The organism is Frankia sp. CgKIO3 (assembly GCF_977946435.1).
On record NZ_CDWTMO010000017.1, the window covers coordinates 1 to 23,239 of the forward strand.

Below are 23,239 nucleotides of genomic sequence, written 5' to 3' on the forward strand. Positions count from 1 at the left end.
CTACCGAGCCCCGCCCCTACCGAGCCCCGCCCCGTCGCGATGAACGTCCTGGTGGTCAACGCCGGATCGGCCAGCCTCAAGCTGCGGCTGATCGGCCCGGACGACGCCCTGCTCGCCGCGCGCGATCTCACCGCGCCAGCCGGTCGGGCGGACCCGGCCGGGGTCGTCGCCGCGCTGCGCGAGCTCACCCATGAGGGTGGCCAGCCGGGCGCGGTCGGGCACCGCATCGTGCACGGCGGGACGGATTTCACCGCCCCCGTGGTCGTCGACCGGGCCGTGGCCGAGCGGCTGCGGAGGCTGACCGCCCTCGCCCCCCTGCACCAGCCGGCGGCGCTCGCCGCCCTCGACGAGGTCGGGGCGGCCGTGCCCGAGGTGGCGCAGGTCGCCTGCTTCGACACGGCGTTTCACAGCCGGATGCCGGCGGAGGCCATCACCTACGCCATCCCGGCCGAGTGGCGGGAGCGGTACGGCATCCGCCGGTACGGCTTCCACGGCCTGTCCCACGCCCACGTCTCCCGGCGGGCGGCTGCGCTCGCCGGGGCGCGGCGCATCGTGACCTGTCATCTCGGCTCGGGCGCGTCGCTCGCCGCCGTTCTCGACGGGGTGGGGGTGGACACCACGATGGGCTTCACCCCGCTGGAGGGCCTGGTGATGGCCACCCGGTCCGGCACCGTGGATCCCGGCGCGCTGCTGTGGCTGCAGACGGAGGCGGGACTGAGCGCGCACGAGCTCACCGATCGTCTGTTCACCTCGGCGGGGCTGCGCGCGCTCGCGGGGACGGCGGACATGCGGGAGGTCGAGTCCGGCGCTGCCGCGGGTGAGCCGGCCGCCGCGTTGGCGCTGGCGGTCTACCTGCACCGGCTGCGCGCCGGGATCGCCGCGATGACCGCCGCGCTGGGCGGGCTGGACGCCCTGGTGTTCACCGGTGGCGTCGGGGAGAACTCCGCCTCCGTGCGGGCCGGGGCCGCGGCCGGACTCGGCTACCTGGGCGTGGCGGTGGATCCCGAGCGTAACGATCCGGCCCGGGCCGGTGGTACGGGCCCATCTGGTGGCACGGAGCGCGAGATCGGCGTGCCGGGGGCCGCCGTGCGCACGCTCGTGATCGAGGCACGCGAGGACCTGGAGATCGCCCGCGGGACCCGGGCGGCCCTCGCCGGTGGCATTGGGTGACGGTAGTCTGGCATTACGGTAATGTCCCGGATGGCGGGCGCGATCCTGGCGGACCCGCGCGCCGCCGGATGGCACCGCCCGGACGATCCGGTGGCGGTACTCTGAAAGCTCTGTCGCGGCGAGTGGGACGGTGCTGTGCGGTGCGGTGCATTCCGGTGCGCTGCCGTCCCCGCCGGTCGTCCGGTCGTCCCCGATCGGGGCCCGGCCGGTCGCGATCCGTCTCCATCCGGTGACGGCGGGGTCCGATCGGCGTTCGACCCGGTCGCGGTGCCCGACACCGCGCGGTGCGCCGTCCCCGGGCCGGGCGGACGGTATCCGCGTGCGGTGGCCCAGCGGCCCCCGCGGGTCTCGCGCCGGTCGCTTGTGGCGAGTCCGGGGAGCAGGCACGGCTCGGGCCGGCGGAGCGGGAAAGCCGGCGTGGGCGGAGGATGGACCGGTGCCGGCCCGGCGGTGTCGGAGGAGTGAACGCGGAGGTTCGGCGGTCCGGCGGGTGATGTCGGTCGCCAGAGGTGATGTCGGAGGTGCTGTCTAGCGTGACCGGTATGTCAATGTTGCCGCCGGCGCCGTTCGGGCGCGTGATCACAGCGATGGTCACGCCGTTCCGGGCGGACGGCGGTCTCGATGAGGCGGGTGCCGCGGAGCTCGCGAACCGTCTGGTGGACGCCGGCAACGACGGGCTCGTGGTCAACGGCACCACCGGGGAGTCTCCGACGACCACCGACGAGGAGAAGGACCGCCTGGTGCGGGTCGTCGTCGAGGCCGTGGGAAGCCGCGCCCGCGTGATCTCCGGTGTCGGGACGAGTGACACCGCGCACAGCGTGGAACTGGCGCGGGCCGCCGAAGCCGCGGGCGCGCACGGCCTGCTCGTCGTGACGCCCTACTACAACAAGCCACCGCAGGCCGGGTTGCTGCGGCATTTCGTCACCGTCGCCGAGGCGACCGGGCTACCGGTCGTCATCTACGACATCCCCGGCCGGACCGGGGTCCCGGTGGCGTCGGAGACTTTGGTGCGGTTGGCCGAACACCCGCGTATCGTCGCGGTCAAGGACGCTAAGGACGATCTGCCCGCATCCTCCTGGGTGCTGGCGCGGACCGGTCTGGCGTATTACTCCGGCACCGACGCGCTCAACCTGCCGTTGCTGTCCATCGGGGCCTGCGGAGTCATCAGTGTTGTCGGGCACGTGGCCGCACCCGCGATCCGTGCCATGATCGAGGCCTTCGGGGCCGGTGAGGTGGGTCGGGCGATCGCGCTGCATCAGGGCTTGCTGCCCGCGTATGAAGGAATGTTCCGCAGCCAGGGCGTGATCCTGGCCAAGGCCGCGCTGCGGCTGGCCGGGCTGCCCGCGGGGCCGGTCCGGCCACCGTTGGTGGACGCCGCTCCCGCCGAGGTCGCGCGGCTGCGGGCGGACCTCGCCGAGGCGGTCCTCGACGTCGCCGGGCCACCGGGCGCGCCGGCAGGCGCCTCGTCCGGGCCCGTCTCGTCCGGGCCCGCCTCGTCTGTCGGGCTGGCCGTCGCCGCGGCGGGTGAGGTCTCATGAGCCATCCGCATCCCGACCTCGGCCCGCCGCCGCCGCTGCGCGCGGACGGCCTGCGGATCATCCCGCTCGGTGGGGTCGGGGAGATCGGTCGCAACATGACCGTCTTCGAACACGCCGGCCGGCTGCTGATCGTGGACTGCGGGGTGTTGTTCCCGGAGGACGTCCAGCCGGGGATCGACCTGATCCTGCCCGACTTCGCCGCCATCCGGGATCGCCTCGACGACATCGAGGCGGTGATCCTCACCCACGCACACGAGGATCACATCGGGGCGGTGCCCTACCTGCTGCGGGAACGGCGTGACATCCCGCTGATCGGCACCCGGCTCACCCTGGCGCTGATGAACGCGAAGCTCGCCGAGCACCGCGTCAAGGCGGTCACTCAGGAGATCCGGGAGGAGGAGCGGCACGCCTTCGGGCCGTTCGAGTGCGAGTTCTTCGCGGTCAACCACTCCATCCCGGACGCCGTGGCCGTGGCCATCCGCACCGAGGCCGGGCTCGTCTTGCACACCGGCGACTTCAAGATGGACCAGCTGCCGCTCGACGGCCGGCTGACCGACCTGGGGGGCTTCGCGCGGCTCGGCCGCGAGGGTGTGGACCTGCTGCTGTCCGACTCGACCAACGCCGAGGTGCCCGGGTTCGTCACCTCCGAGCGGGAGATCGCCCCGGTGCTCGACGGAGTCTTCCGTGAGGCGACCCGCCGGATCATCATCGCCTGCTTCGCCAGCCATGTGCACCGGGTGCAGCAGGTGCTCGACGCGGCCGAGGAGCACGGTCGGTCGGTCTGCTTCGTGGGCAGGTCGATGGTCCGCAACATGGGAGTGGCCCGCGACCTCGGGCTGCTGCAGGTGCCACCGGGTCTGATCGTCGACGCCCGGGACGTGGACGCGCTGCTGGACCGCAACATCTGCCTGATCTCCACGGGCTCCCAGGGGGAGCCGCTCTCGGCCCTGTCCCGGATGGCCAATCGGGATCACCAGATCCGCATCCAGGCCGGCGACACGGTCGTGCTCGCCTCCAGCCTCATCCCCGGCAACGAGAACGCGGTGTTCCGGGTGATCAACGGGCTGACCCGCTACGGCGCCAAGGTCGTTCACAAGGGCGTGGCGAAGGTTCACACCTCGGGTCACGCCCCGGCGGGCGAGCTGCTCTACGTCCTGAACGCCACCAGGCCGTCCAACGTCATGCCGGTCCACGGCGAATGGCGGCACCTGCGGGCCCACGCCAAGCTCGCCGAGGCGACCGGGGTGCCCCCGGACCACGTGGTGCTCGCCGAGGACGGCATCGTCATCGACCTGCTCGACGGCCGGGCGCGGATCACCGGCGTTGTTCCCTGCGGCTATGTCTACGTCGATGGCGCCGCGGTTGGGGACGTCGGTGAGCCGAGCCTGAAGGACCGCCGGATCCTCGGCGAGGAGGGTTTCATCACGATCACTGTCGTGGTGGACGCCGCGGCGGGCAAGGTCGTCGTCGGCCCGGATCTCTCTGCCCGCGGTTTCTCCGATGCGCCGGGCACCTTCGACTCCGTCTCCAAACTGGTCAGCGACGGGCTGGTGGACGCCATGCGCACCGGGATGAACGATCTGACGGCCCTGCAGCAGCTCGTGCGGCGCACGGTCGGTCGCTGGGTCAACGAGAACTACCGGCGCCGCCCGATGATCGTTCCGGTGGTTCTCGAGGTCTGAGGCGTTGCGGCGCGCCCGGTTCGTCGGGGTTGCCAGTACTCGGGCACGCTCGTGTGTACCGTTTCGACGGTGGCCACACGGACCAGTGGCGCGCGGACGCGTGCGCAGACGGAGACGGCCACGTCCCGGCCGGGGGGCGGTGGTGGGCGTCAAGGCACCTCGCGGGGTGAAGGTACCCCGCGGGGCGGCGGTCAGGGCGGCAAGGCACGCGCATCGACGGCGGCTGGCCGGTCGGGCAGCTCCGGCCGGTCGGGCGGCTCCGGCCGGTCAGGCGGGTCCCGCGCGGCCGGCCGCGGTAGGACACCGGCCCGTCCACCGGCCCGGGCGAGTCGCCCCCCGCTGTCGCTGCTGATCGGCCAGACAGTCGTCAAGAGCGTCTACCGGCTGTGGATGGGCGCGGCGACGGCGCTGGGCACCGTGCTGCGCCGGGCCGGCCGGGGCGCCCGTGAGCTGCACATCGATCCAGGGCACCGGCGTGACGGGCTCGGCCTGACCGCGTTCGGCGGGGCGATCCTGGCCGCTGCCTCGGTGTGGTTCTCCGCCGCCGGGCCGCTGGGGAGGTACGTGGCCGCGGTCCTGGAGCTGCTGGTCGGCGCCGGCGCCTGGGCACTGCCGCTGTTCGGTCTGGGCGCCGCGTGGCGGCTGGTCCGGTCCCCGACCGATCCGGGCAGCCGGGGCCGGGTGGTGATCGGGTGGACGGCGGTCGCCGTCGGTCTGCTCGGCATGGTGCACATCGCTCGTGGCCTGCCCGACTTCTCGGACGGCGTCGCCCGGATGCGGGCGGCCGGTGGCTTCGTCGGGCTGCTCGGTGGCCTTCCGCTGGCCAGCGCGGTGACGCCGTACGTCGCCGTTCCGCTGCTGCTGCTGCTGACGTTCTTCGGCGTTCTCGTCATCACGGCGACCCCTGTCCGCCAGGTGCCCGAGCGGCTCGGTGAGCTCGTCGATCGGCTCACCATCGGGGTGCGCGGTCCCGCCCGGGACGCCGGCGAGTACGACGAGGACGCGGACTTCCGCGACGACCCCGAGGACGATTCGGAGCTGTCCGACGGCCTGCTCGCGGCCGGGGCGGCGGGTACGGGCCGGCGTCGGCGCGGCGGTCGGGCGACCCCGCCCAGGGGAACGCCCCCGGGCGATGGTGAGGTCTTCGACGTCGCCGATGCCGCCGACGTCGCCCGGCCGGCCGCCCGGCCGCCCGCCGGGGACCTCGCCCTCGACTTGTTCGGCGAGCTCGCCGGCCCGGAGGCGGACACCGGCTACGTGACTACGGCCCCCGATCCGGGCGGTGCGGCCGCCGGTGGCGGGGAACCGGTAGCGGGGGCCGCGCCCGGTCCGCCGCGCAAGGCCCGGGCCCGGACAGCCCGGGCGACCGCGGGTGCGGCGGACACCGCGACCGGTGTCCCCGGTCCGGGTTCCGCGGACTTCGGCGGCGAAATCGAGCATCTGGTCCCCCCGGCCGACGGTGACTACCGGCTGCCGTCGCCGACCCTGCTGCGCTCCGGTACGCCGCCCAAGGCCCGCTCGGCCGCGACCGACGGGGTGATCGCCTCGCTGACCGACGTGTTCGCCCAGTTCAAAGTGGACGCCCAGGTGACCGGCTTCACCCGGGGACCGACGGTCACCCGCTACGAGGTCGAGCTCGGTGCCGCGGTCAAGGTCGAGCGGATCATCCAGCTCACGAAGAACATCGCGTACGCGGTGAAGAGCCCGGACGTGCGGATCATCAGTCCGATCCCGGGCAAGAGCGCGGTCGGTATCGAGATTCCCAACACCGACCGGGAGTTGGTGTCGCTCGGCGACGTCCTGCGCAGCGGGGAGGCGACCGGCAACCCGCATCCGCTGGTTGTCGGTCTCGGCAAGGACATCGAGGGCGGCTACGTGCTCGCCAACCTGGCCAAGATGCCGCACATCCTCATCGCCGGGGCGACCGGAGCCGGCAAGTCGACGTGTATCAACACCCTCATCACCTCGGTGCTGGCCCGGGCCACCCCTGACCAGGTGCGCATGGTGCTGGTGGACCCCAAGCGAGTCGAGCTGACGAACTACCAGGGTATTCCCCATCTGATCACGCCGATCATCACGAATCCCAAGAAGGCGGCCGATGCGCTGCAATGGGTCGTGAAGGAGATGGAGAACCGGTACGAGGACCTCGCCGCGTGCGGGGTGCGTCACGTCGACGACTTCAACCGCAAAGTGCGTAACGGTGAGATCGCTGCCCCGCCGGGATCCGAACGTGTCTACGTGCCCTACCCCTACATCCTGGCCATCGTCGACGAGCTCGCCGACCTGATGATGGTGGCGCCGCGCGACGTCGAGGACTCTATCTGCCGGATCACCGCCATGGCCCGGGCGGTGGGCATCCACCTGGTGCTCGCCACCCAGCGGCCCTCCGTCGACGTGGTGACCGGCTTGATCAAGGCGAACGTGCCGTCCCGGCTCGCCTTCGCGACGGCGTCGTTGACGGACAGCCGGACGATCCTCGACCAGGCCGGCGCGGAGAAGCTCGTCGGCCTGGGGGACGCGCTCTTCCTGCCGATGGGAGCGGGCAAACCCGCCCGTATCCAGGGTGCCTTCGTTTCCGAGGACGAGATCGCGGCCATCGTCGACCACACGAAGGAACAGGCGCCGCCGGCGTTCCGGGAGGACGTGTTCGACGCTGGCGGCGAGGCCAGGAAGGAGATCGACGAGGAGATCGGAGACGATCTGCAGCTTTTCCTGCAGGCCGTCGAGCTCGTGGTGAGCACGCAGTTCGGCTCCACCTCGATGCTGCAGCGCAAGCTGCGGGTCGGGTTCGCGAAGGCCGGGCGGCTGATGGACCTGATGGAGAGCCGGGGCATCGTCGGCGCGAGTGAGGGCTCGAAGGCGCGTGACGTGCTGGTCATGCCGGACGAGTTGGAGGGTCTGCTCATAACCCTGCGTAACGGATGAGGAAGCCTCCGATGGAACGTCCCCGCTTTCAGCGCCGGGGGACGCGCCGTAAACTGAAGGCCTCGCGTCCACGGTAGGCGGAAAAGACGGTTGCGGAGGTTCGCTCATGCAGTCCGTGGACGGTCCGCAGCCGCGGGACAGCGTCGGGTCCATCCTGGCAGCGGCACGGCGTGACCGCGGTCTCACGGTCTCCCAGGTCAGCGAGCGCACCCGGGTCAGGGCGGGTCTGATCGATCAGATCGAGCAGGACGACTTCTCGCAGTGCGGCGGCACGGTGTATGCCCGCGGGCATCTGCGCAGCATCGCCACCACCCTCGGGCTCGATCCCGGGCCGGTGCTGGCGGCCTACGACGCCTCGCACGAGCACCAGACCGGCCCGTTGATGATCGTCCCCTCGGCCGAGTTCGATGCGCTGCGCGGGGAGTCCCGCCGGCGGCGCGGCGGGTTCCGGTGGGGTCCGGCAATGATCCTTTCGCTGGTCGTGGTGTGTGTCATCGCGGCTCTCGCGCTGCTGCTGCCAGGTTCCTCCGATTCCTCGGACGACAGGGCCGCGCTGGGGCCGGGCGGGGCCGTGGGGCTCACCCCGACCGTGACCGTCCCGCCGGCCTCGAGGAGCCCGGCGGCTCCCACCGCGACCACGCCCGCGCCGACAGGGGTGAACGTCGTCCTGGCGGTACGCGGCGCGCAGAGCTGGCTGGAGGTGCGCGACGACGCCGAGCAGGTCCTGCTCTCCCAGCTCCTGCAGTCCGGCGACAGCCGGACGGTGACGGCGTCGGGGGCCCTGCACATCAAGGTGGGCAATGCCGGTGCGGTCGATGTGTCATGTAACGGCAGGAGCCTCGGGGCGCCGGGCGGACCCGGGCAGGTCGTGACGATCCGGGTGAGCGCCGCCGCTTCCGGCGCCTGCGAGGTCGGCGACGAACAGCGTAGCGGTCTCGTGGCCGCGTCACCGCCCGCGCCGGCCCCGGTAGCCTGACCTGGTGTCCACACGTCTCCATCGCCGGGTAGCTCTGATCACGCTCGGTTGTTCCCGGAACGAGGTGGATTCGGAGGAGCTGGCCGCTCGGCTCGGCGCGGACGGGTGGGAGCTCGTCTCCGACGCCGCCGACGCCGACGCCGTGCTCGTCAACACCTGCGGATTCGTCGACGCGGCGAAGAAGGACTCCATCGACGCCCTGCTGGCGGCGGACGACCTGCGGGCCGGTGGCGGTCCGTCCGGTCCCGCGGACGGCGCCGGCCCGGGTCCGCGCGCGGTGGTGGCCGTGGGCTGCCTGGCCGAGCGGTACGGAACCGAGCTCGCCGAGAGTCTGCCCGAGGCGGACGCGGTCCTCGGATTCGATGCCTATCCGAACATCGCCACGCACCTCGCGGCCGTGCTGGCCGGTACCCCGGTGCCCGCGCACTCCCCGCGTGACCGGCGGACGATGCTGCCGATCACCCCGGTGGACCGGGCCGCGCCCGCTCTCCCGCCGGGCGCGGTGCCCGCCGGAGCCGTTCCGCTGCGCCGGCGGTTGACGACCGGGCCGGTCGCCGTCCTGAAGATCTCCAGCGGGTGTGACCGGCGCTGCGCCTTCTGCGCGATCCCGTCGTTTCGCGGCTCCCACGTCTCGCGGTCGCCCGATGACGTGCTCGCCGAGGCCGAATGGCTGGCCGGTCAGGGTGCCCGCGAGCTGGTCCTGGTCAGCGAGAACTCCACCTCCTACGGCAAGGACCTCGGGGATCTGCGCGCGCTGGAGAAGCTGCTGCCGCAACTCGCGGCGGTGTCGGGTATTGTCCGGGTGCGCACGGTCTACCTGCAGCCCGCCGAGATGCGTCCGTCGCTGCTCGAGGTACTGCTGACCACTCCGGGCCTCGCGCCCTATCTCGATCTGTCCTTCCAGCATGCGAGCCCGCCGGTGCTGCGCCGGATGCGCCGCTTCGGCGGCAGTGGGCATTTCCTCGACCTGCTCGCCCGCGCCCGCGCGCTGGCGCCCGACCTGGGGGCGCGATCTAACGTCATCGTCGGGTTCCCGGGGGAGACCCCCGAGGATGTCGACATCCTCACGGAGTTCCTCGAGGCCGCCGAGCTCGACGCCGTCGGCGTGTTCGGCTACTCCGACGAGGAGGGTACCGAGGCCGCCGGGCTGATGGGCAAGATCCCCGATGAGCTGATCGAGCGTCGGCGGGTACGCGTCACCGACCTCGTCGAGCAGCTGACCGCCGCCCGGGCGGACGCGCGGATCGGCTCCCGGGTACAGGTTCTGGTGGAGGAGGTCGCCGGTGGTCTGGCCACCGGCTGCGCCGCCCACCAGCAGGCGGAGGTCGACGGCGGCTGCGCCGTGCGCCTGTCCCCGGGCGGCGCGGCGGATGACGGGCCGGAGCGCCTCGGGGTGGGGGATCTCGTCGAGGCCCGGGTGGTCACCACCGAGGGTGTCGATCTGATCGCGGAGTTCACCGCGGTGCTCGATCGGGCCCGTCCCACGGCCGCGGTCGCGCGGCCGGCGCCGGATCGGGCGGCGGCCCTCGTGGGCCGGGGCGTCGCGGATGGGACGTGACGGCGTCGGGCGCCGACGCCAGGGGGAGCGCGGCGAAGGGCCGTCGCCGCTCCCCGCGGAGCCCGTTTCTGCCCCGGTAGTCCCTGCGGCCCCGGTGGTTAATGTCGCCAACCTGCTGACGATCGTGCGGCTGGTGTTGGTGCCGGTCTTCGTGGTCTTCCTGTTCGCCGGGCCCGACGGGCATACCTGGCGGTACGCCGCCTTCGGCGCCTATGCGGTGGCCGCGGTGACCGACCAGATCGACGGCTCCATCGCCCGCCGCTGGCACCTCGTCACCGACTTCGGCATCCTGGTCGATCCGATCGCCGACAAGGCGCTGACCGGTGCCGCGTTGATCTCGCTGTCCGTGCTCGGTGAGCTGCCCTGGCCGGTCACCGTACTGATCCTCCTGCGGGAGGTCGGCGTCACCCTCCTGCGCTTGTGGGTGATCCGCTTCGGGGTGATCGCGGCGAGCCGTGGGGGCAAGGCCAAGACCCTGCTGCTGAACGTCGCGATCGGTCTCTACGTGCTTCCGCTGGCGGGTGTTGCCGCCACGAGCCGGGCTGTGATCCTCGCGGCCGGCGTGGTGGTCGTCATGGTCACCGGGATCGATTATGTCTGTCGAGCTCTCGCGCTGCGGCGGCGGGCCGCGCGGGATCCCGGCGGTGTCACCCCGCCGACGGGCGCGCCATCCACCGGCCTCTCGCCCGGCACCGGCCCCCCGGTACGTCACCGGGGGGCCGGGCCGGCCGGGTCCGCCCCGTCAACGGCGGCCGGACCGACCACCAGGAAGACGGAGGGGCGGACCGATGCGCGCTGAGCTGCTGGCGGTGGGGGACGAACTTCTCTACGGCGACATCGTCAACGGCAACGCGGCCTGGTTGGGTCGGCAGCTGGCCGATGTCGGAGTGACCGTCACGACGTCGACGGTCGTCGGTGACGACATCGACATGATCGCCACGGCGATCCGGGTGGCACTGGACCGGGCTGACGTCGTCATCATGACCGGAGGGCTCGGTCCCACCCAGGACGACCTGACCCGCGAGGGCATCGCCGCCGCGGCCGGCGTCGGCCTGCGCCGGGACGACTTCCTGGAGTCGATGCTGCGGCGACGGTTCCGGGACCTGGGCCGCGGTGACGGTGGCCGGCGCGTGCCCCAGATGAACTACCGGCAGGCGGACCTGCCCGAGGGGGCACAACCGCTGCCGAACGGCGCCGGAACAGCCCCGGGGATACGGATGGAGATCGGGACCGGCGTCGTCTACGCGATGCCCGGTGTGCCGTTCGAGATGAACGACATGTTCACCGCCAGCGTGCTGCCCGACATCCTGCGCCGGGCCGGGCAGCCCGCGGTGGTCGTCCACCGGGTGCTGCGCACGGCGGGCATGTGGGAGTCGGCCGTCGCCGAGGCCCTCGCGGACGAGGTCGACCGGCTTGCCCCGATCGGCAATCCGCGTATCGCGTTCCTGGCCAGCGGTGGCCAGACCCGGGTGCGTATCACGGCCCGGGCCCGGGATCGGGCCGAGGCCGAGATGCTGATCGCACCGGTGGAGACCGCGGCCCGGACCGCGCTGGGCGCCGGGGTGTACGGCGGTGCGGACGACTCCCTCGAAGGCGTGGTCCTGGGGCTGCTCGTCCAGCGGTCGGCGACGCTGGCCGTCGCGGAGTCCATCACCGGGGGGCTGCTCGCCGGGCGGCTGACCGACGTCCCCGGTGCGAGCGTCGCGTTCCGTGGCGGCATCGTCTCCTACGCCACGGAGGTCAAGGCGTCGGCGCTTGGTGTCGACGAGGGTCTGTTGGCCGCCGGGGGCGCGGTGTCGTCGAGGACGGCCGCCGCGATGGCGGCGGGGGTCCGGTCTCGGCTGGGCGCCACTTACGGGTTGTCCACCACGGGAGTCGCGGGCCCGCGGCCACGGGAGGACAAACCGGTTGGCACGCTGCATATCGGCCTGGCCGGACCGGATGGCACCGTCACCCGGTCGGTACGGCTGCCCGGGGACCGGCCGCGCATCCGCACCTACGCGGTGGTGTCCGCGCTGGACCTGGTGCGTCGGCTGCTCGCCGGGCTGCCGAGCAGCGAGATGACCACAACCGGCGACGGCGCGCCCTGACGCGCGAGACTAATCGCCGGACCTGAGGTGCCTACACAGTTACAGTCCCATCAACGAGGGCCCGATGGTTGCGGTGGTGGGTATACGGTGAACGCATCCCGCGGACGAAGGAGGAGGCTCGATGCTCCTGCTCCGACGCATGCTCGGCGAGGCGTTGCGCCGCCGCCGTCAGGATCAGCACCGCACGCTTCGGGAGGTGTCGTCGGCGGCACGGGTGTCGCTCGGCTACCTCTCGGAAGTTGAGCGTGGGCAGAAGGAGGCCAGCTCCGAGCTGCTTGCCGCCATCTGTGACGCACTGGGAGTACGGCTCGCGGACCTGCTGCGCGAGGTGAGTGAGGATCTCGAGCTCGCCGAGCTGGCGGTGCCCGCGCGGGTCGGCGCGCCCACCGTGGTGGTTCCCGCCCGCGCCGCGGTCGTCGACCGGGCGGCCTGAGTTGGGCGTCCGGCGTCTTCCGGCGTCCCGCCGCGTCGGCTGTCCCGTTCACGTTCGGGGTCTGCTCCGTTCATGACGTGCGCTCCGTTCATGAGGTAGGTCTCGATGAGGTAGGTCTCGGTAGGTGTCTCGTTCGCGATGTCGGGCTGTGCTGGGCGCCGGGGCGTTCTGGACGCATACGGATCTCTTCACGGGGCACGCCGCAGGGAGCAGATGTCTCCGGCGTGAGAGGGGTCGAGTATGAGCGCCATCCGCAGCCCGTTGTCCGACGGGGCACGAAGCGTCACCGGTGAGGCCCTCCAGGGCACGTTGATCGACCTGATTGACCTGTCCCTGTCCGCCAAGCAGCTGCACTGGAACGTCACCGGGCGCACCTTCCGCAGTGTGCATCGCCAACTCGACGAGGTCGTCGACCTGGCGCGTCGTTACGCGGACGCCACCGCCGAACGTGCCGTCGCGATCGGGGTCAACCCGGACGGTCAGTCCTCGACGGTCGCCCGAGGCACCCACCTGCCGGGAGTGGGGGTGGGGTACATCCCGGATGAGAAGGTGATCCGGCAGACGACCGAGGTCCTTGCCGGGGTGGTCACGAGGATGCGTACCCGCATGGACGCGACCGAGAAGGCCGACCCGGTCACCCAGAACCTGATCATCGAGATCGTCCACGATCTGGAGGAGCAGCACTGGATGTTCCAGGCGATGGTGTGAGTCCCGCGCCGGGGGCGGTTTGCCCTCCCCCGAAAGGGCCATCCCCCGAAAGGGGTTGTCTGGTGGCGGGTGGCGGACCCCTCTGCGACTCTCCCGAGATAGTTCTCGTGGCGCAGGTTGGTGTCGATCGTCGTTCCCGGGCGGGCTCCCGGGCATGGCCCGCAGGGAAAGAAGATCGCGTGAATACCCCCGCGTGGCCGGAGGACGATGACGGCTGGTCGGAGTGCCGGCTGGTCCAGGTGTGCAAGAGCTGTAACGGGTTGGGCGAGCTGCTGGTGGTCTTCGCCACCGCGCGCGGCGGCTTTGTGCCGGCCTGCCGGGCATGTCTGGTCTGCGCGGGACGCGGCCGCACGGCGCTGCAGCCGCCCGTCTGAGTCCGCCGCGGGGTAACTGCCGCGGCTCCGGCGTGCGACGATCGATGTATGGCGAATGTCGTCCGCAAGATCTACCGCTATCTGTCGGCCTCGGCGAACCGGAAGTTCGACGAGAAGGCCGACCCGCGGGTGCAGATCGACCAGGCCATCGCGGAGGCCCGGCAGCAGCACGAGGCGCTGGTCCAGCAGGCGGCGCTTGTCGTGGGTAACCAGCGTCAGCTGGAGATGCGCATGGCACGCCAGGTGGACGAGGTCGCGAACCTCACCGAGTCCGCCCGGTCCTCGTTGCTGCTGGCTGACAACGCGCGAGCGGCCGGCGATCTGGCCACCGCGGCCGGCTACGAGGAGACGGCCCAGGCGTTCGCCAGCCAGCTGGTCTCGGCGGAGGCATCGCTGGAGGACCTGAAGAACCTGCACCGCCAGGCCGCCGCGTCGGCCCAGCAGGCCCGGACCGCGGTCGAGGACAACACCGTGCGGATGCAACGCCATCTCGCTGAGCGTGCTCGCCTGCTGACACAGATCGAGCACGCCGCCATGCAGGAGCAGATGACCAAGGCGATGGAGGGGATGTCCTCGCTCGCCCCGGCGGGGGACACGCCCACCCTCGGGGAGATCCGCGACAAGGTCGAGCAGCGCTACGCGGTCGCTCTCGGGCGCCATGAACTCGCCTCCCAGGGGATGGAGGCGCGGATGATCGAGGTGCGGCGCGCGACCATGGACGCCCGGGCCTCCTCCCGCCTCGCCGAGCTGCGCGGTGACATGGCGGCCGGGGGCCAGCTTCCCGCTGGCGCGGGCGGTTCCGCGGCGTCATCCGGTTCCGCGGCGTCATCCGGTTCCGCGGTCAAGCCCACCGGCGGTGGGACGCCGTGAGTCGGAAGGCGGGACCGGCCGTGACCGGCTGGCCGGGGTGGGACGGGGTGCCGGGCGGGGCACTGCGGCCGGTGTTGCCGGACTGGGTGCGTGCCGATGTCGAACGCCGGTCGTTGCTGCGGGCCGAACGGCGCGCCGGGCGTGGCGTCCGGTGGGCGCGTCGTCGGGCGGCGGTGACCGCCTTCGGATGGACCGCCGTGGCCGCGGTGACGCCGGTCGCCGCCGTCGTGGACGGCTGGGGCTGGCTGGTTGTGGGCGGCGCGGCGATCATCAGGGCGGGTCTCGCCGGCTGGGAGACGGCCGTGATCCGGTGGGAGGACCGCGGGTTCGCCCTGCCGAGCGCCCCCGCTCCGCCGCCCTGGGCGTTGCGGCACTCGGCGGTCGCCGAGCCGTTGCGCCGTGGCGAGGCGGGTCTGGCGGCGCTCGTCGCGATGGCCCGGACGCTTGCTCCCGGCGCCGCCCGCGGCCCGGTGCGGGCGGCCGTGGCCGGCGCCGCCGATCTGGTGGACGGGCTGCGGGTCACCGCCAGGCGGGTCGTCGCGTGTGAAAGGGCGGCCCGGGCGGTGACGCATCCCGCTCGACGAGCCGAGATCCTGGCGACGAGGAAGGACCTGGTGGCCGGAATGTCGGCGTCGGTGGCCACTCTGGACGACCTGCTGGCAGCGGCCAGCGAGGTCGTGGGCACGGTGGTCGCGTCCTCGCCGGACCTGGCCCGACTGACCCAGCAGATCGAGGCTCTGCGCAGTTATGCAGCTGCTCTGCGTGAACTTTCCGGTTGATCGCGGATGTCGACGGTGATCCCGGGTGTCGGTTGCCAGCGAAGATTTCAGTAAGGACCTGCGCTGAGCTGGACAGGGGAATCTGGTGATGAAGGTGTCCAGACAGCGGCCGCTGAGGTGTTGACAGTGCGGACCGCCGTATTCGGCGCGGGCTCCGGTGCAGTCGTAGCTGGTGCGGGGTTTAGACGAATCCGCGATTCAGGAGGCTGCTCAGCCAGACGTGGTCACCACGTTCTCGATGCTGGGGGCCGTCGGCGCGGTGACCGGTCAGGGCGTGGCGACCATGCGGACGTGGCGCTTGTCGATAACCACGCCGGTGGGCAGGGTCTCGTCGGCCGTTCCGGCAGAGTAGGCGGTGATGACGGGCTGGGCGGTGCGGTCGCGGTCGAAGCGGCGAATCTGCTCGACCAGCCGCTCGGCGAGCTGGGCGGCGGCGGGGCCGTGGCCGGTGGCGCCGAGTTCGTAGCGGCGTTCGCCGTTCGGGCCGGGATGGTCGACGGGGCGGGGCTTGATGAGGTATGCTAGGGAGTCGCCCTCGACGATCGCGGGGGTGCGGTAGGTGAACGCGGGGCGGCAGCCCCCGGACTCGATGGCCTCGTCTTCGGCGGCGATGCGGCAGGTGCCGGGTGAGGTGGCGGTCAGCCACAGCCAGATGTGGTCGAACGGCTCGTTGGCGACGACGGAGGCGCCGGACCACACGGTGGTCTCGAGTCCAGTGAACACCTCGTGCAGGGCGGCCGGGGCGATGTTCTGGTCGGCATCCCAGTACAGGTCCACGTTGTCAGTGATCGTGCCGGTCTGCTCGCCGGTCGACACGATACCGATCATGGGAATGAACCCGCAGAGCTGGCTGCTTTCCGCCCGGAGATGGGTGTCCTGACGGGCGAAGGCGACACTGCGGGCCTGGCCCCGCCAGTGCAGCGGGACCACGAGCGTACCGCCGGGGGCGAGCTGGTCGAACCAGGCCGGGGGCAGGTCCCACGGCTCGACCGTAACGATGATCTTGTCGTAGGGGGCGTGGTCCGCGTCGCCGATGGCGCCGTCGCCGGTGACCACCCGCACTCGGTCGTAGCTGGTCTCGGCCAGGGCGCGGCGGGCGTGGTCGGTGACGTCGGGGTGGATGTCGATGGTGGTGACACTGCCGCCGTCGCCGACGAGTTCGGCGAGCAGGGCGGCGTTGTATCCGGTCCCGGCCCGATCTCCAGCACGCGGTCGCCGGGCTGCGGGTCGAGCTGGCCGAGCATCATCGCCACCACGGTCGGCACGGAGATGCAACTGGCGGGCCGGTCTGCGCCGGGCTTGATGGTGATCGCCTTGTTGGCGTACGCCTCCTCGACCGAGGCTGCGGGAACGAACCGGTGCCGGGGAACGGCCCGAAACGCCTGCTCGATGCGCTCGGAGCGCAGGTGACCAGCGGTGCGGATGTTGCTGATCATCTGCTCGCGCAGGTCCTCGGGGCGGGTGCTGGTGGCGTTGGTCATCCGGTTCCTTCCGTGTATGTACTTGCGGATACGGGCGAGTGCGTTGGTCCGGCCGTGGGCGGGACGGTGAGCAGGCAGACGTCCCATCCGGTGCCCGGCGGCAGATCGGTGAGCGCGATTCCGGCGTCGCCTTCCAGCATCCCCCTCACCTCCGATAGTTTTCGGGCCGCCTGGGTGCGGCGGTGACGCCAGCGGTGTTCCAACCGGGACAGGACCTCGGCGAATTCGCCGCCGGGTTCGGTGTCGGCGAGCATCCGGCGGGAGACGTGCACCAGCCCGGCCCAGCCGTGGCACAGCGAGTCGTCGCCGAGTTGGGCGAGTTGAGCCTCGTCGGTGAGACACGCGACGAGCGTGGCCCTGGCGTCGGCCACCCTGTTCGGGGTGTCCAGTGCCTGGGCGGTCAGGTGGCGGGCGCGGGCCAGGCCGGGGGCGCCGTAGCACCAGGACGGGCGTTGCGGACCCGGCTGGTCGGCGGCGGCGTTGACCCATTCGCGGGCGGAGATCATGCCGGGCCACCAGGGGATGATCACCGAGCCGCAGCGCCAGGAGTTGAGGAACCAGTCGGTGAGTTCGATCGCGTCGGCCTGTCCGGGCACGGTGATGCCGCCGATCATGGCGGAGGACAGCAGCGCCAGCGGTCCGGCGATGCCGTGCGCCATGCCGAGGTTGGCGTGGCCGCCGGGCCACCACAGGTCGGGCTGGTCGGACGGCCCATTCGCGGTCCACCAGCCGGGCAGTGTGGCCCCGTCGACGGTGGTCCGGCCGGTCAGCCGGACCAGGTAGGTCAGTACGTCGCGTAGCAGGTCGCCGCCGGGGTGGCGCGGGTCGGCGTGGACGGCTTGAAGCAGGCAGACGCCGAGTCCGGTCAGCCCGTTGATCAGGTCGAACTCCCGCAGCGCGGGCAGTTCGCCGCGGTCGATCCGCTCGTGCGCTGCCTCCAGGCGGGTGCAAGTGATCGCGGCGATGTGCTCATCGAGGGTGTGCAGGACGCCGGTGTAGACGGGCTGGCCGGCGGTGCGCAGCACGAACGCGACCGCTGGGGCGCCCCGGTACAGGCCGGCGCCTGTGTCCGCGGCCACGGGTTCGGCGGTCATGGCCTTGACCCATTGGTGGGCGGTGGCCCAGCCTCCGATCCCGGCGCGGGCATAGGCGATGTGCAGCAGCGCCAGCCCGGCGGCCCCGTCTGCCAGGGATTGACCCCAGCCGGGTGCGGGATGCTGCTCGGGCGGTGGCGTGTACGGGTCGGTGTAGGTCACCGGGCACCACCGCTACGGCGGGCTCGCCAGGTGAGCGCGGCTTGCCGGGCCAGGCGGTGGCAGGTGCGTTCGCTGTCCCGGTTGATGCCGACGGCCCGGTTGTGGTGCATGCGCAGCAGCGACTCCAGCACCACGTCGGTGTTCGCCTCCGGTGGCAGCGCCTTGTGGTAGCTGGCCAGCGCGTCGGCGCGGTTGTCCCACGCCGGCCCGATGTCGACGGTCCAGCCGGACAGCGACCACAGCCCGGCCGGGTCGGTGGCCAGCCGGGTCGCTCGCTCGGCCACCGCCCGGTCGAGGGCCGCAGCGGCAGCCGGGGCCGGCCGGGCGGCCAGCCAGTCCATCGCCTCGTTGGGATCGCCGAAGAACCCGCTGACGATGCCTACCATGTTCGCCACCACCAGCCCGAGGTCGACCTCGGTGGTGGGCTGGTGCCGCAGCAGGGCGGCCATGGTGGCGGAGTCGGCGGCGAAGACGTTCTCCGCGGCGTCCAGTGCCTCGCCGTGCCCGTAGCGGCCGACTTCCGGGGAGTAGGTGTCGATCACCAGCCGCCCGGCCAGTCCTGCTTGGCGCATCCGCTGCTCCTACTCCCCGACTGCGTTCGAGTACTGTGCGTAACAGTCGGGGGTAGTGCGCAGCCGCAGGCGCAGGTGGTCTGTCTCCTGTCGGCTGCGGTATCGCAGCCACCAGCACGCGGGTGTGTCGAGCGTGGCCAGCAGGCCGGGAAGCGCCTCGGCGACGATCTCGCCGATCCGTTCGGGATGGGTGAACAGCTTCGCCGAGAGCCAGGTGGCGTCCGGGGCGCCGGGCAGGTGCCCGTGCGTGTTCGTCACGGCGGGTAGGAGGCCGTGCAGCGGGCCGGGTGCAGCGGGGCAGGTGGTGACCAGGGGCAGCGCGATTTCGTGGGCGTGGTCGTCGATCCACCCGTAGTCGGCCGCCGGGGTGGCCGCGTACAGGATCGCCTGGCCGTGCCGTTTGAGGTGGGCGTGCAGGAGGGTGGCGTGGGCGGGCTCGTTGAGGGTGAGGCGCAGCGTGCGGTCCGCGTCGCGGAGCTCGACCACGTCAGGGCAGTCCCAGCGACGCCGCCACCGGTCGAGTACCTGCCTCCACTGGCCAGGACCGGCCTGGCCGGGTGGGAGATCGTCGGGGGCAAGCCGCCACTGGGCCGGGGACAGGACGGTGCGCCGGTAGCGCACCCGTGGCAGGAACGGCAGCCGGACGCGCGGTCCCCAATCGAACTGGTACCAGGCGGCGGAGAACGCCCGTGGCAGGTGCGCCAGGAACCGGGCCAGCGGCGGGGGCTGTTTGTCCAGTGCGAGCGCGTGGAACACCTGCGGCTCAACCACTTGACGACGCGAGATGCTGACCAGGTGCAGCCGGTCGCGGGTCGCGGTGATGGCCAGGTCGTCCATCGTGAGCAGGCTGTCGTCGCCGGGCTGGCGGTGTTCGCCCAGCGGGAGCACGTGGTCGAGGTAGGCCGGGACGCGGCAGACGTTCTCCGCGTGCGGGTACAGCGGCCCGAAGGACATCTGCACCCGCAGCGCCCCGGCGGTGGCGGCGGGCAATGCCCGGTACGCCCGCGCCAGGCCGGACCCGGTGGCCGTCGGGGTGAACCGGCTGGTGAGGGTGCCGGCGGAGCGGGCGGGCGCGACGGTGAGCAGGAAGTCGCCCCGATCCAGCGCTTGGGTGGTGGCGGCGTGGATGCGGGCGGACAACTCCACGTGCGGCGGGATGTACCGGTCGTCGAACGTTTCGCCGGTCAGCTCGCCGATCACGTCGTCGGTCAGGATGATCTCGCGGGTGCCGTCGGCCATCGCCTGCCAGGCCAGCACCAGCAGCCGCTCGTCGCGCTCGGAGATCCCCGGTGGCGGCGTGGGCAGCACGCTCCCGCGATACCCCACCGGATACCCCAGGCCGGCATCCGGGTCCAGCACCTCGGCCAGCGGCACCATCGTGCCCGTGCCGTACTTGTCGACGAAGGCAGAGTGGTAATCACGCCAGGTTGCTTCGCCGGTCGGCTGCCGCGTCACGCGCAGCAGCGCGCTGGCGACCCGCTCCATCTCCTGGGCGACCTGGTTGGGCAGCCGAACCGCGCAGTCGAGCAGCAGGTCCACCGCGAGCGGGGTGCGGCCCTCCGGCGAGAGTTGCCTCATCCGGCGGGTGACCGTCGCGCGGATACGGCTCTGCTCGGCCCGCGTGGTCACCTCGTGATTGTGGTGGCGCAACTCGGCCAGGATGGTGTCGAGGTCACCAACCAGGGGCGCGATGTCCGAGATGGAGACGGCGTCGGCGTCGCGCAGCCGGTCCATGAGGTAGGCGAACGGGTCGGTGACGGTGAACGGGGCACGCAGGCTAGTCAGCAGGTAGCCCTGCCAGACGAGTTCGGTGAGCATGCCCCGCAGGGTGGGTCGGGAGGCGGTGAAGTCCTCGGCCAGCATGTCGATCAGCGCCCCGAACCGGACCGGCGTTGCCGCTAGGTCGTGGACGGCCGCGACCGCGCGGGTGTAGCGGATGGTCACCCTGTTCGGCCCTTGCGGTACTTCGAGTCGCCCGCCGCGGCGGACAGCGAGGTCGGTGACCACCACATCGAGCTGTTCCAGCAGTTCGGGGCACCGTTCGACCCGAGCGATGATGTCGGCCAGCCACCCGGTGTTGACACGAGCCACGCCCCGATGCTCCTCGCCCCAGTCCGCCTGGGCCGTCCTTCCCAAGACCACCGGCGCCACACCGGCGAACAGACCGAACGGGGTGGGGCGGCCGATGCTGCGCAACAGGTACCGCGCGGTGGACAGGGTGGCGCTGCGGATTTGCTTGTCGCTCACGACATGCCCGGCGCGGATGGCGTCGACGCCTTCCCCCAGGGACGGGCTGGCCTGGCGCACGGCACCGGCGAGATCGGGCCGGGACCACATCTCCTCCAGCCAACGCCGGCATCCGCCGATGTCGGTCAGGTCGGGCCAGGAGTCCACGGTGTCGGTCAGCGGAGTTGCTGCGGCCCGCAGCAACGCGACGTCGACGTGTCGGTAGAGCGGCTTTCTGTCGCTGGCACGCATCGGGTCTTCCAAGGGCTGTCGAGATCGGGCGAGTGGGGCAGCGCCGGGGCCGGAGGACGTCGCCCCCGGCCCCGGTGCCGCGCATCCGGGCAGCGGATCTCACACGCCGCCGGTGACGCACGCGGACGCGCAGGTGAGGTCACAGCCGTCGTCGGTGTTGCCCTTGCAACCGGCCAGCGGATGGCCGGGCGGAACGTCGGTGATGATCTGCACGTCGAGGGCGAACGGGTCCTCGGTGGCTGGGGGCGGCGTGGTCGGGGTCTCGGTGGCGAGGGTTGCGGTCATGGTGAACCTTTCGTTGTTGACGGGTGGATATTCTTTAACCTGGCGGTGGAGGCATTGCGGGGCAAGGACTTCCAGGCCAGGAACCTGTTGCGTGCTCGTCCGGCGGGTCGGCTGACTGCGGCCGGCCGGGGAGCGGATGCTGGCGCGCAGCAGCGGGCTGTCCGTGCGCCGGTGTGCCCAGTCGCCGTTGGCGGTGCACACGTACAGCAGGCGTGTGTGCTGGTCCGAGCACGGCCAGACTCCGATGACCGAGGACAGTTCGCCGCGGCCAGGGAGCACCATGAGGTCGTTGAGGTGGATCTGGCCGGCGGGCAGCGGGGTTGTCTTCTCGGCCGGTGCCTCGGGCGCCGGGAGCGGCCTGCCGATGCTTTCCGGCCTGTGCGGCAGCGGGGGCGCTGGGGATGGCGGGAACGGCGGGTAAGAGGTGGCCATCGCCAGCACACAGCAGTCCGGGCACAGGTGCTCTGGCATCGGCGAGCGCCGCTCCCACACGTCGTCTACCGGCAGCCCGCACAACCCGGAGGCGGGCTGGGCGGGATGCACCACGTGGGCGCGGCCGGCACAGAAGGTGCCGCCGGGCCAGTTGGTGCCCCACCACCATCCCGCTACCGGTCCCGTGGGCCGCGCCGTCGTCCGTTCCTCCATCAGCGACCGCACCCCGATCACGCCCGCGGGCCACGAGCAAGCACCTCGCCGACCGCCGCCGGTGGGGAAGATCATCAGTGGGCGTCCGGCGGGCGGCACCGGGATGGAAACCCGGTGGCCCGACCCAGGTCGGGGCTCCGAGTCGGGCCACCGGGCGCTTGCGTCGGCCGCCGCCGTCCCCATCGTTGACGAGTCCGGCCCCACCCGCGCAGCGGCGCGGACCAGCGGGGATCGGCTTAGGTGGGGCCTGGTCGGTCATCGTCAGCGGCGTGGCCATGTCCATCACCATCCCGGTCCGCACCGGCCTTTCCGATCCCCAGCGGTGCTAGCCCCACTGGGGCTTGACATCGCGGGCTCGACACGACCGACTGGTAAGAGCTGGGGTTTACGCTGTGAACCTGCGCGAACACCGTTCGGGAGCGGAAGGCGAGCCATGACTGGTCCAGGACGACAACGCTGTCGGTTCTGCGGCACCGTGCTGGCCACCGCCACCGACCGGATGTGCGGCTCGTGCACCCGCGCCGCGGGGTTCCGCAAGCCGATCCCGGACGGGTTCTACGAGGACGCGGACCTGCGCGCCGCGCTGGCCCGCTACGATTTCGGCGCGGTGTTCGCCGCAGTCCGTCAGCACACCGGGCTGTCCCAGCTCCAGCTCGCTGACCTGCTGGATCTGTCCCAGTCCCGGGTTTCGGCTGTGGAGCGGGGGTGAGCGTCGGCTGACCCACGTCAAGCTGGCTGCCCGTCTGGCCACCCGCCTGCGCATCCCACCGCGATTGCTCGGCTTCCCGGCCGAGGACCCGGGTAGCGTGGTGGCACAGGAGGAGGTGAGCTGGTTGGAGCGCAGGGACTTCCTCACCCTGGTCACAGCCGCCACGTTGGGATCGAGCCTGCATCCCGAGCTGGCCCGGTTGGGCGCGCTACTGCCCGGTGAGGTCGAACCGGTGAGCAGGCCCCGCATCGGCGCCGCGGATGTCGACGCGATCGAGGCGATCACCGACGGATTCCGCCGCTCGGACTTCGCCCACGGCGGCGGGCTGTGCCGCGCTGCGGCCATCACGCAACTGCACCAGGTGCGCCGGCTGGAGGACGCCGTCTGCGCACCGGAGGTCCGAACTCGGCTGCTGGTCGCGGTCGCCGAGCTGGCCAGCATGGCCGGGTGGATGGCTTACGACGTCGAGGACCACGACGCCGCACGCCGTCTGTGGACCTACGCCTTGGACACCGCCCGCCGTGCCGACGACCACCCCCGCGCCCCGGACCTCGCCGTAGACGTGCTGCTGGACATGGCACACCAGGCCCTCACCTGCACGGCCTCGACCCGACCAAACACGCCGATCGCGCGGGTGAGGCGCTGCGCCTGGTCCAGCTTGCCTCGGCCACGGCCGCCAACCGCAGCCACCCGGTCAGCACGATCACTCA

16 protein-coding genes and 3 pseudogenes are annotated in these 23,239 nt (G+C 72.0%); 15 read left to right on the plus strand and 4 right to left on the minus strand.

From position 1 onward, the window contains the following. Window positions 1–39: 39 nt before the first annotated feature. The 13 genes from AC08OJ_RS03715 (at window position 40) to pspM (ending at window position 15,103) form a co-directional block, all read left to right on the plus strand. Window positions 40–1,170: an acetate/propionate family kinase gene (locus AC08OJ_RS03715; RefSeq protein WP_476595082.1), complete on the plus strand. Its 1,131-nt coding sequence runs from the start codon at window positions 40–42 to the stop codon at window positions 1,168–1,170. 512 nt (window positions 1,171–1,682) lie between these two features. After that, window positions 1,683–2,708 (plus strand): 4-hydroxy-tetrahydrodipicolinate synthase, encoded by a 1,026-nt coding sequence (gene dapA, locus AC08OJ_RS03720; RefSeq protein WP_476595072.1) that lies wholly within the window; start codon window positions 1,683–1,685, stop codon window positions 2,706–2,708. Further along, complete coding sequence (locus AC08OJ_RS03725; RefSeq protein ID WP_476595073.1) at window positions 2,705–4,390, plus strand: ribonuclease J; 1,686 nt, start codon at window positions 2,705–2,707, stop codon at window positions 4,388–4,390. The genes dapA and AC08OJ_RS03725 overlap by 4 nt, the downstream gene beginning before the upstream one ends. 390 nt (window positions 4,391–4,780) lie before the next feature. Continuing rightward, the gene (locus AC08OJ_RS03730; protein WP_476595074.1) at window positions 4,781–7,315 is read left to right on the plus strand and encodes an FtsK/SpoIIIE family DNA translocase; all 2,535 of its coding nucleotides are present in this window, start codon (window positions 4,781–4,783) and stop codon (window positions 7,313–7,315) included. A 106-nt stretch (window positions 7,316–7,421) separates the two neighbouring features. Then, window positions 7,422–8,291: a helix-turn-helix domain-containing protein gene (locus AC08OJ_RS03735; protein WP_476593059.1), complete on the plus strand. Its 870-nt coding sequence runs from the start codon at window positions 7,422–7,424 to the stop codon at window positions 8,289–8,291. A gap of 4 nt (window positions 8,292–8,295) precedes the next feature. Then, entirely contained in the window at window positions 8,296–9,849 is a 1,554-nt protein-coding gene (locus tag AC08OJ_RS03740; protein WP_476593058.1) for a MiaB/RimO family radical SAM methylthiotransferase, read from the plus strand. A gap of 94 nt (window positions 9,850–9,943) precedes the next feature. After that, a complete protein-coding gene (locus tag AC08OJ_RS03745) occupies window positions 9,944–10,648 on the plus strand; it encodes a CDP-alcohol phosphatidyltransferase family protein (RefSeq protein WP_476593057.1) in 705 nt (234 codons plus the stop codon). Beyond that, entirely contained in the window at window positions 10,638–11,939 is a 1,302-nt protein-coding gene (locus AC08OJ_RS03750; protein WP_476593056.1) for a competence/damage-inducible protein A, read from the plus strand. The genes AC08OJ_RS03745 and AC08OJ_RS03750 overlap by 11 nt, the downstream gene beginning before the upstream one ends. Window positions 11,940–12,060: 121 nt before the next feature. After that, window positions 12,061–12,372, plus strand: a complete 312-nt coding sequence (locus AC08OJ_RS03755; RefSeq protein ID WP_476593055.1) for a helix-turn-helix domain-containing protein — start codon at window positions 12,061–12,063, stop codon at window positions 12,370–12,372. A 240-nt stretch (window positions 12,373–12,612) separates the two neighbouring features. After that, window positions 12,613–13,080, plus strand: a complete 468-nt coding sequence (locus AC08OJ_RS03760; protein ID WP_476593054.1) for a Dps family protein — start codon at window positions 12,613–12,615, stop codon at window positions 13,078–13,080. A gap of 179 nt (window positions 13,081–13,259) precedes the next feature. Beyond that, a complete protein-coding gene (locus AC08OJ_RS03765; protein WP_462188818.1) occupies window positions 13,260–13,454 on the plus strand; it encodes a hypothetical protein in 195 nt (64 codons plus the stop codon). A gap of 48 nt (window positions 13,455–13,502) precedes the next feature. Continuing rightward, window positions 13,503–14,324 carry a PspA/IM30 family protein gene (locus tag AC08OJ_RS03770; protein WP_476595075.1) on the plus strand — a complete coding sequence of 274 codons (822 nt, stop codon included), beginning with the start codon at window positions 13,503–13,505 and terminating at the stop codon, window positions 14,322–14,324. After that, a complete protein-coding gene (pspM, locus tag AC08OJ_RS03775; RefSeq protein ID WP_476593053.1) occupies window positions 14,321–15,103 on the plus strand; it encodes a phage shock envelope stress response protein PspM in 783 nt (260 codons plus the stop codon). Before AC08OJ_RS03770 ends, pspM begins: the two co-directional genes overlap by 4 nt. Window positions 15,104–15,370: 267 nt before the next feature. Here the strand turns inward: pspM and fxlM are convergent. The 4 genes and pseudogenes from fxlM to AC08OJ_RS03795 all read right to left on the minus strand — a co-directional run bounded on the left by fxlM (window position 15,371) and on the right by AC08OJ_RS03795 (window position 21,895). Next, window positions 15,371–16,671, minus strand: a pseudogene (gene fxlM, locus AC08OJ_RS03780) (methyltransferase, FxLD system). Beyond that, a complete protein-coding gene (locus tag AC08OJ_RS03785) occupies window positions 16,581–17,840 on the minus strand; it encodes a lanthionine synthetase C family protein (protein ID WP_476594496.1) in 1,260 nt (419 codons plus the stop codon). The pseudogene fxlM and the gene AC08OJ_RS03785 overlap by 91 nt, the downstream one beginning before the upstream one ends. Next, a pseudogene (locus tag AC08OJ_RS03790) lies at window positions 17,837–20,890 on the minus strand (lantibiotic dehydratase). The gene AC08OJ_RS03785 and the pseudogene AC08OJ_RS03790 overlap by 4 nt, the downstream one beginning before the upstream one ends. Before the next feature lie 99 nt (window positions 20,891–20,989). Next, window positions 20,990–21,895 carry an FxLD family lanthipeptide gene (locus AC08OJ_RS03795; protein ID WP_476595076.1) on the minus strand — a complete coding sequence of 302 codons (906 nt, stop codon included), beginning with the start codon at window positions 21,893–21,895 and terminating at the stop codon, window positions 20,990–20,992. A 358-nt stretch (window positions 21,896–22,253) separates the two neighbouring features. On the opposite strand from AC08OJ_RS03795, the gene AC08OJ_RS03800 reads away from it, so the two are divergent. After that, a complete protein-coding gene (locus tag AC08OJ_RS03800; protein ID WP_476593906.1) occupies window positions 22,254–22,529 on the plus strand; it encodes a helix-turn-helix domain-containing protein in 276 nt (91 codons plus the stop codon). A gap of 97 nt (window positions 22,530–22,626) precedes the next feature. Continuing rightward, window positions 22,627–23,239, plus strand: a pseudogene (locus AC08OJ_RS03805) (hypothetical protein); the annotation flags it as partial.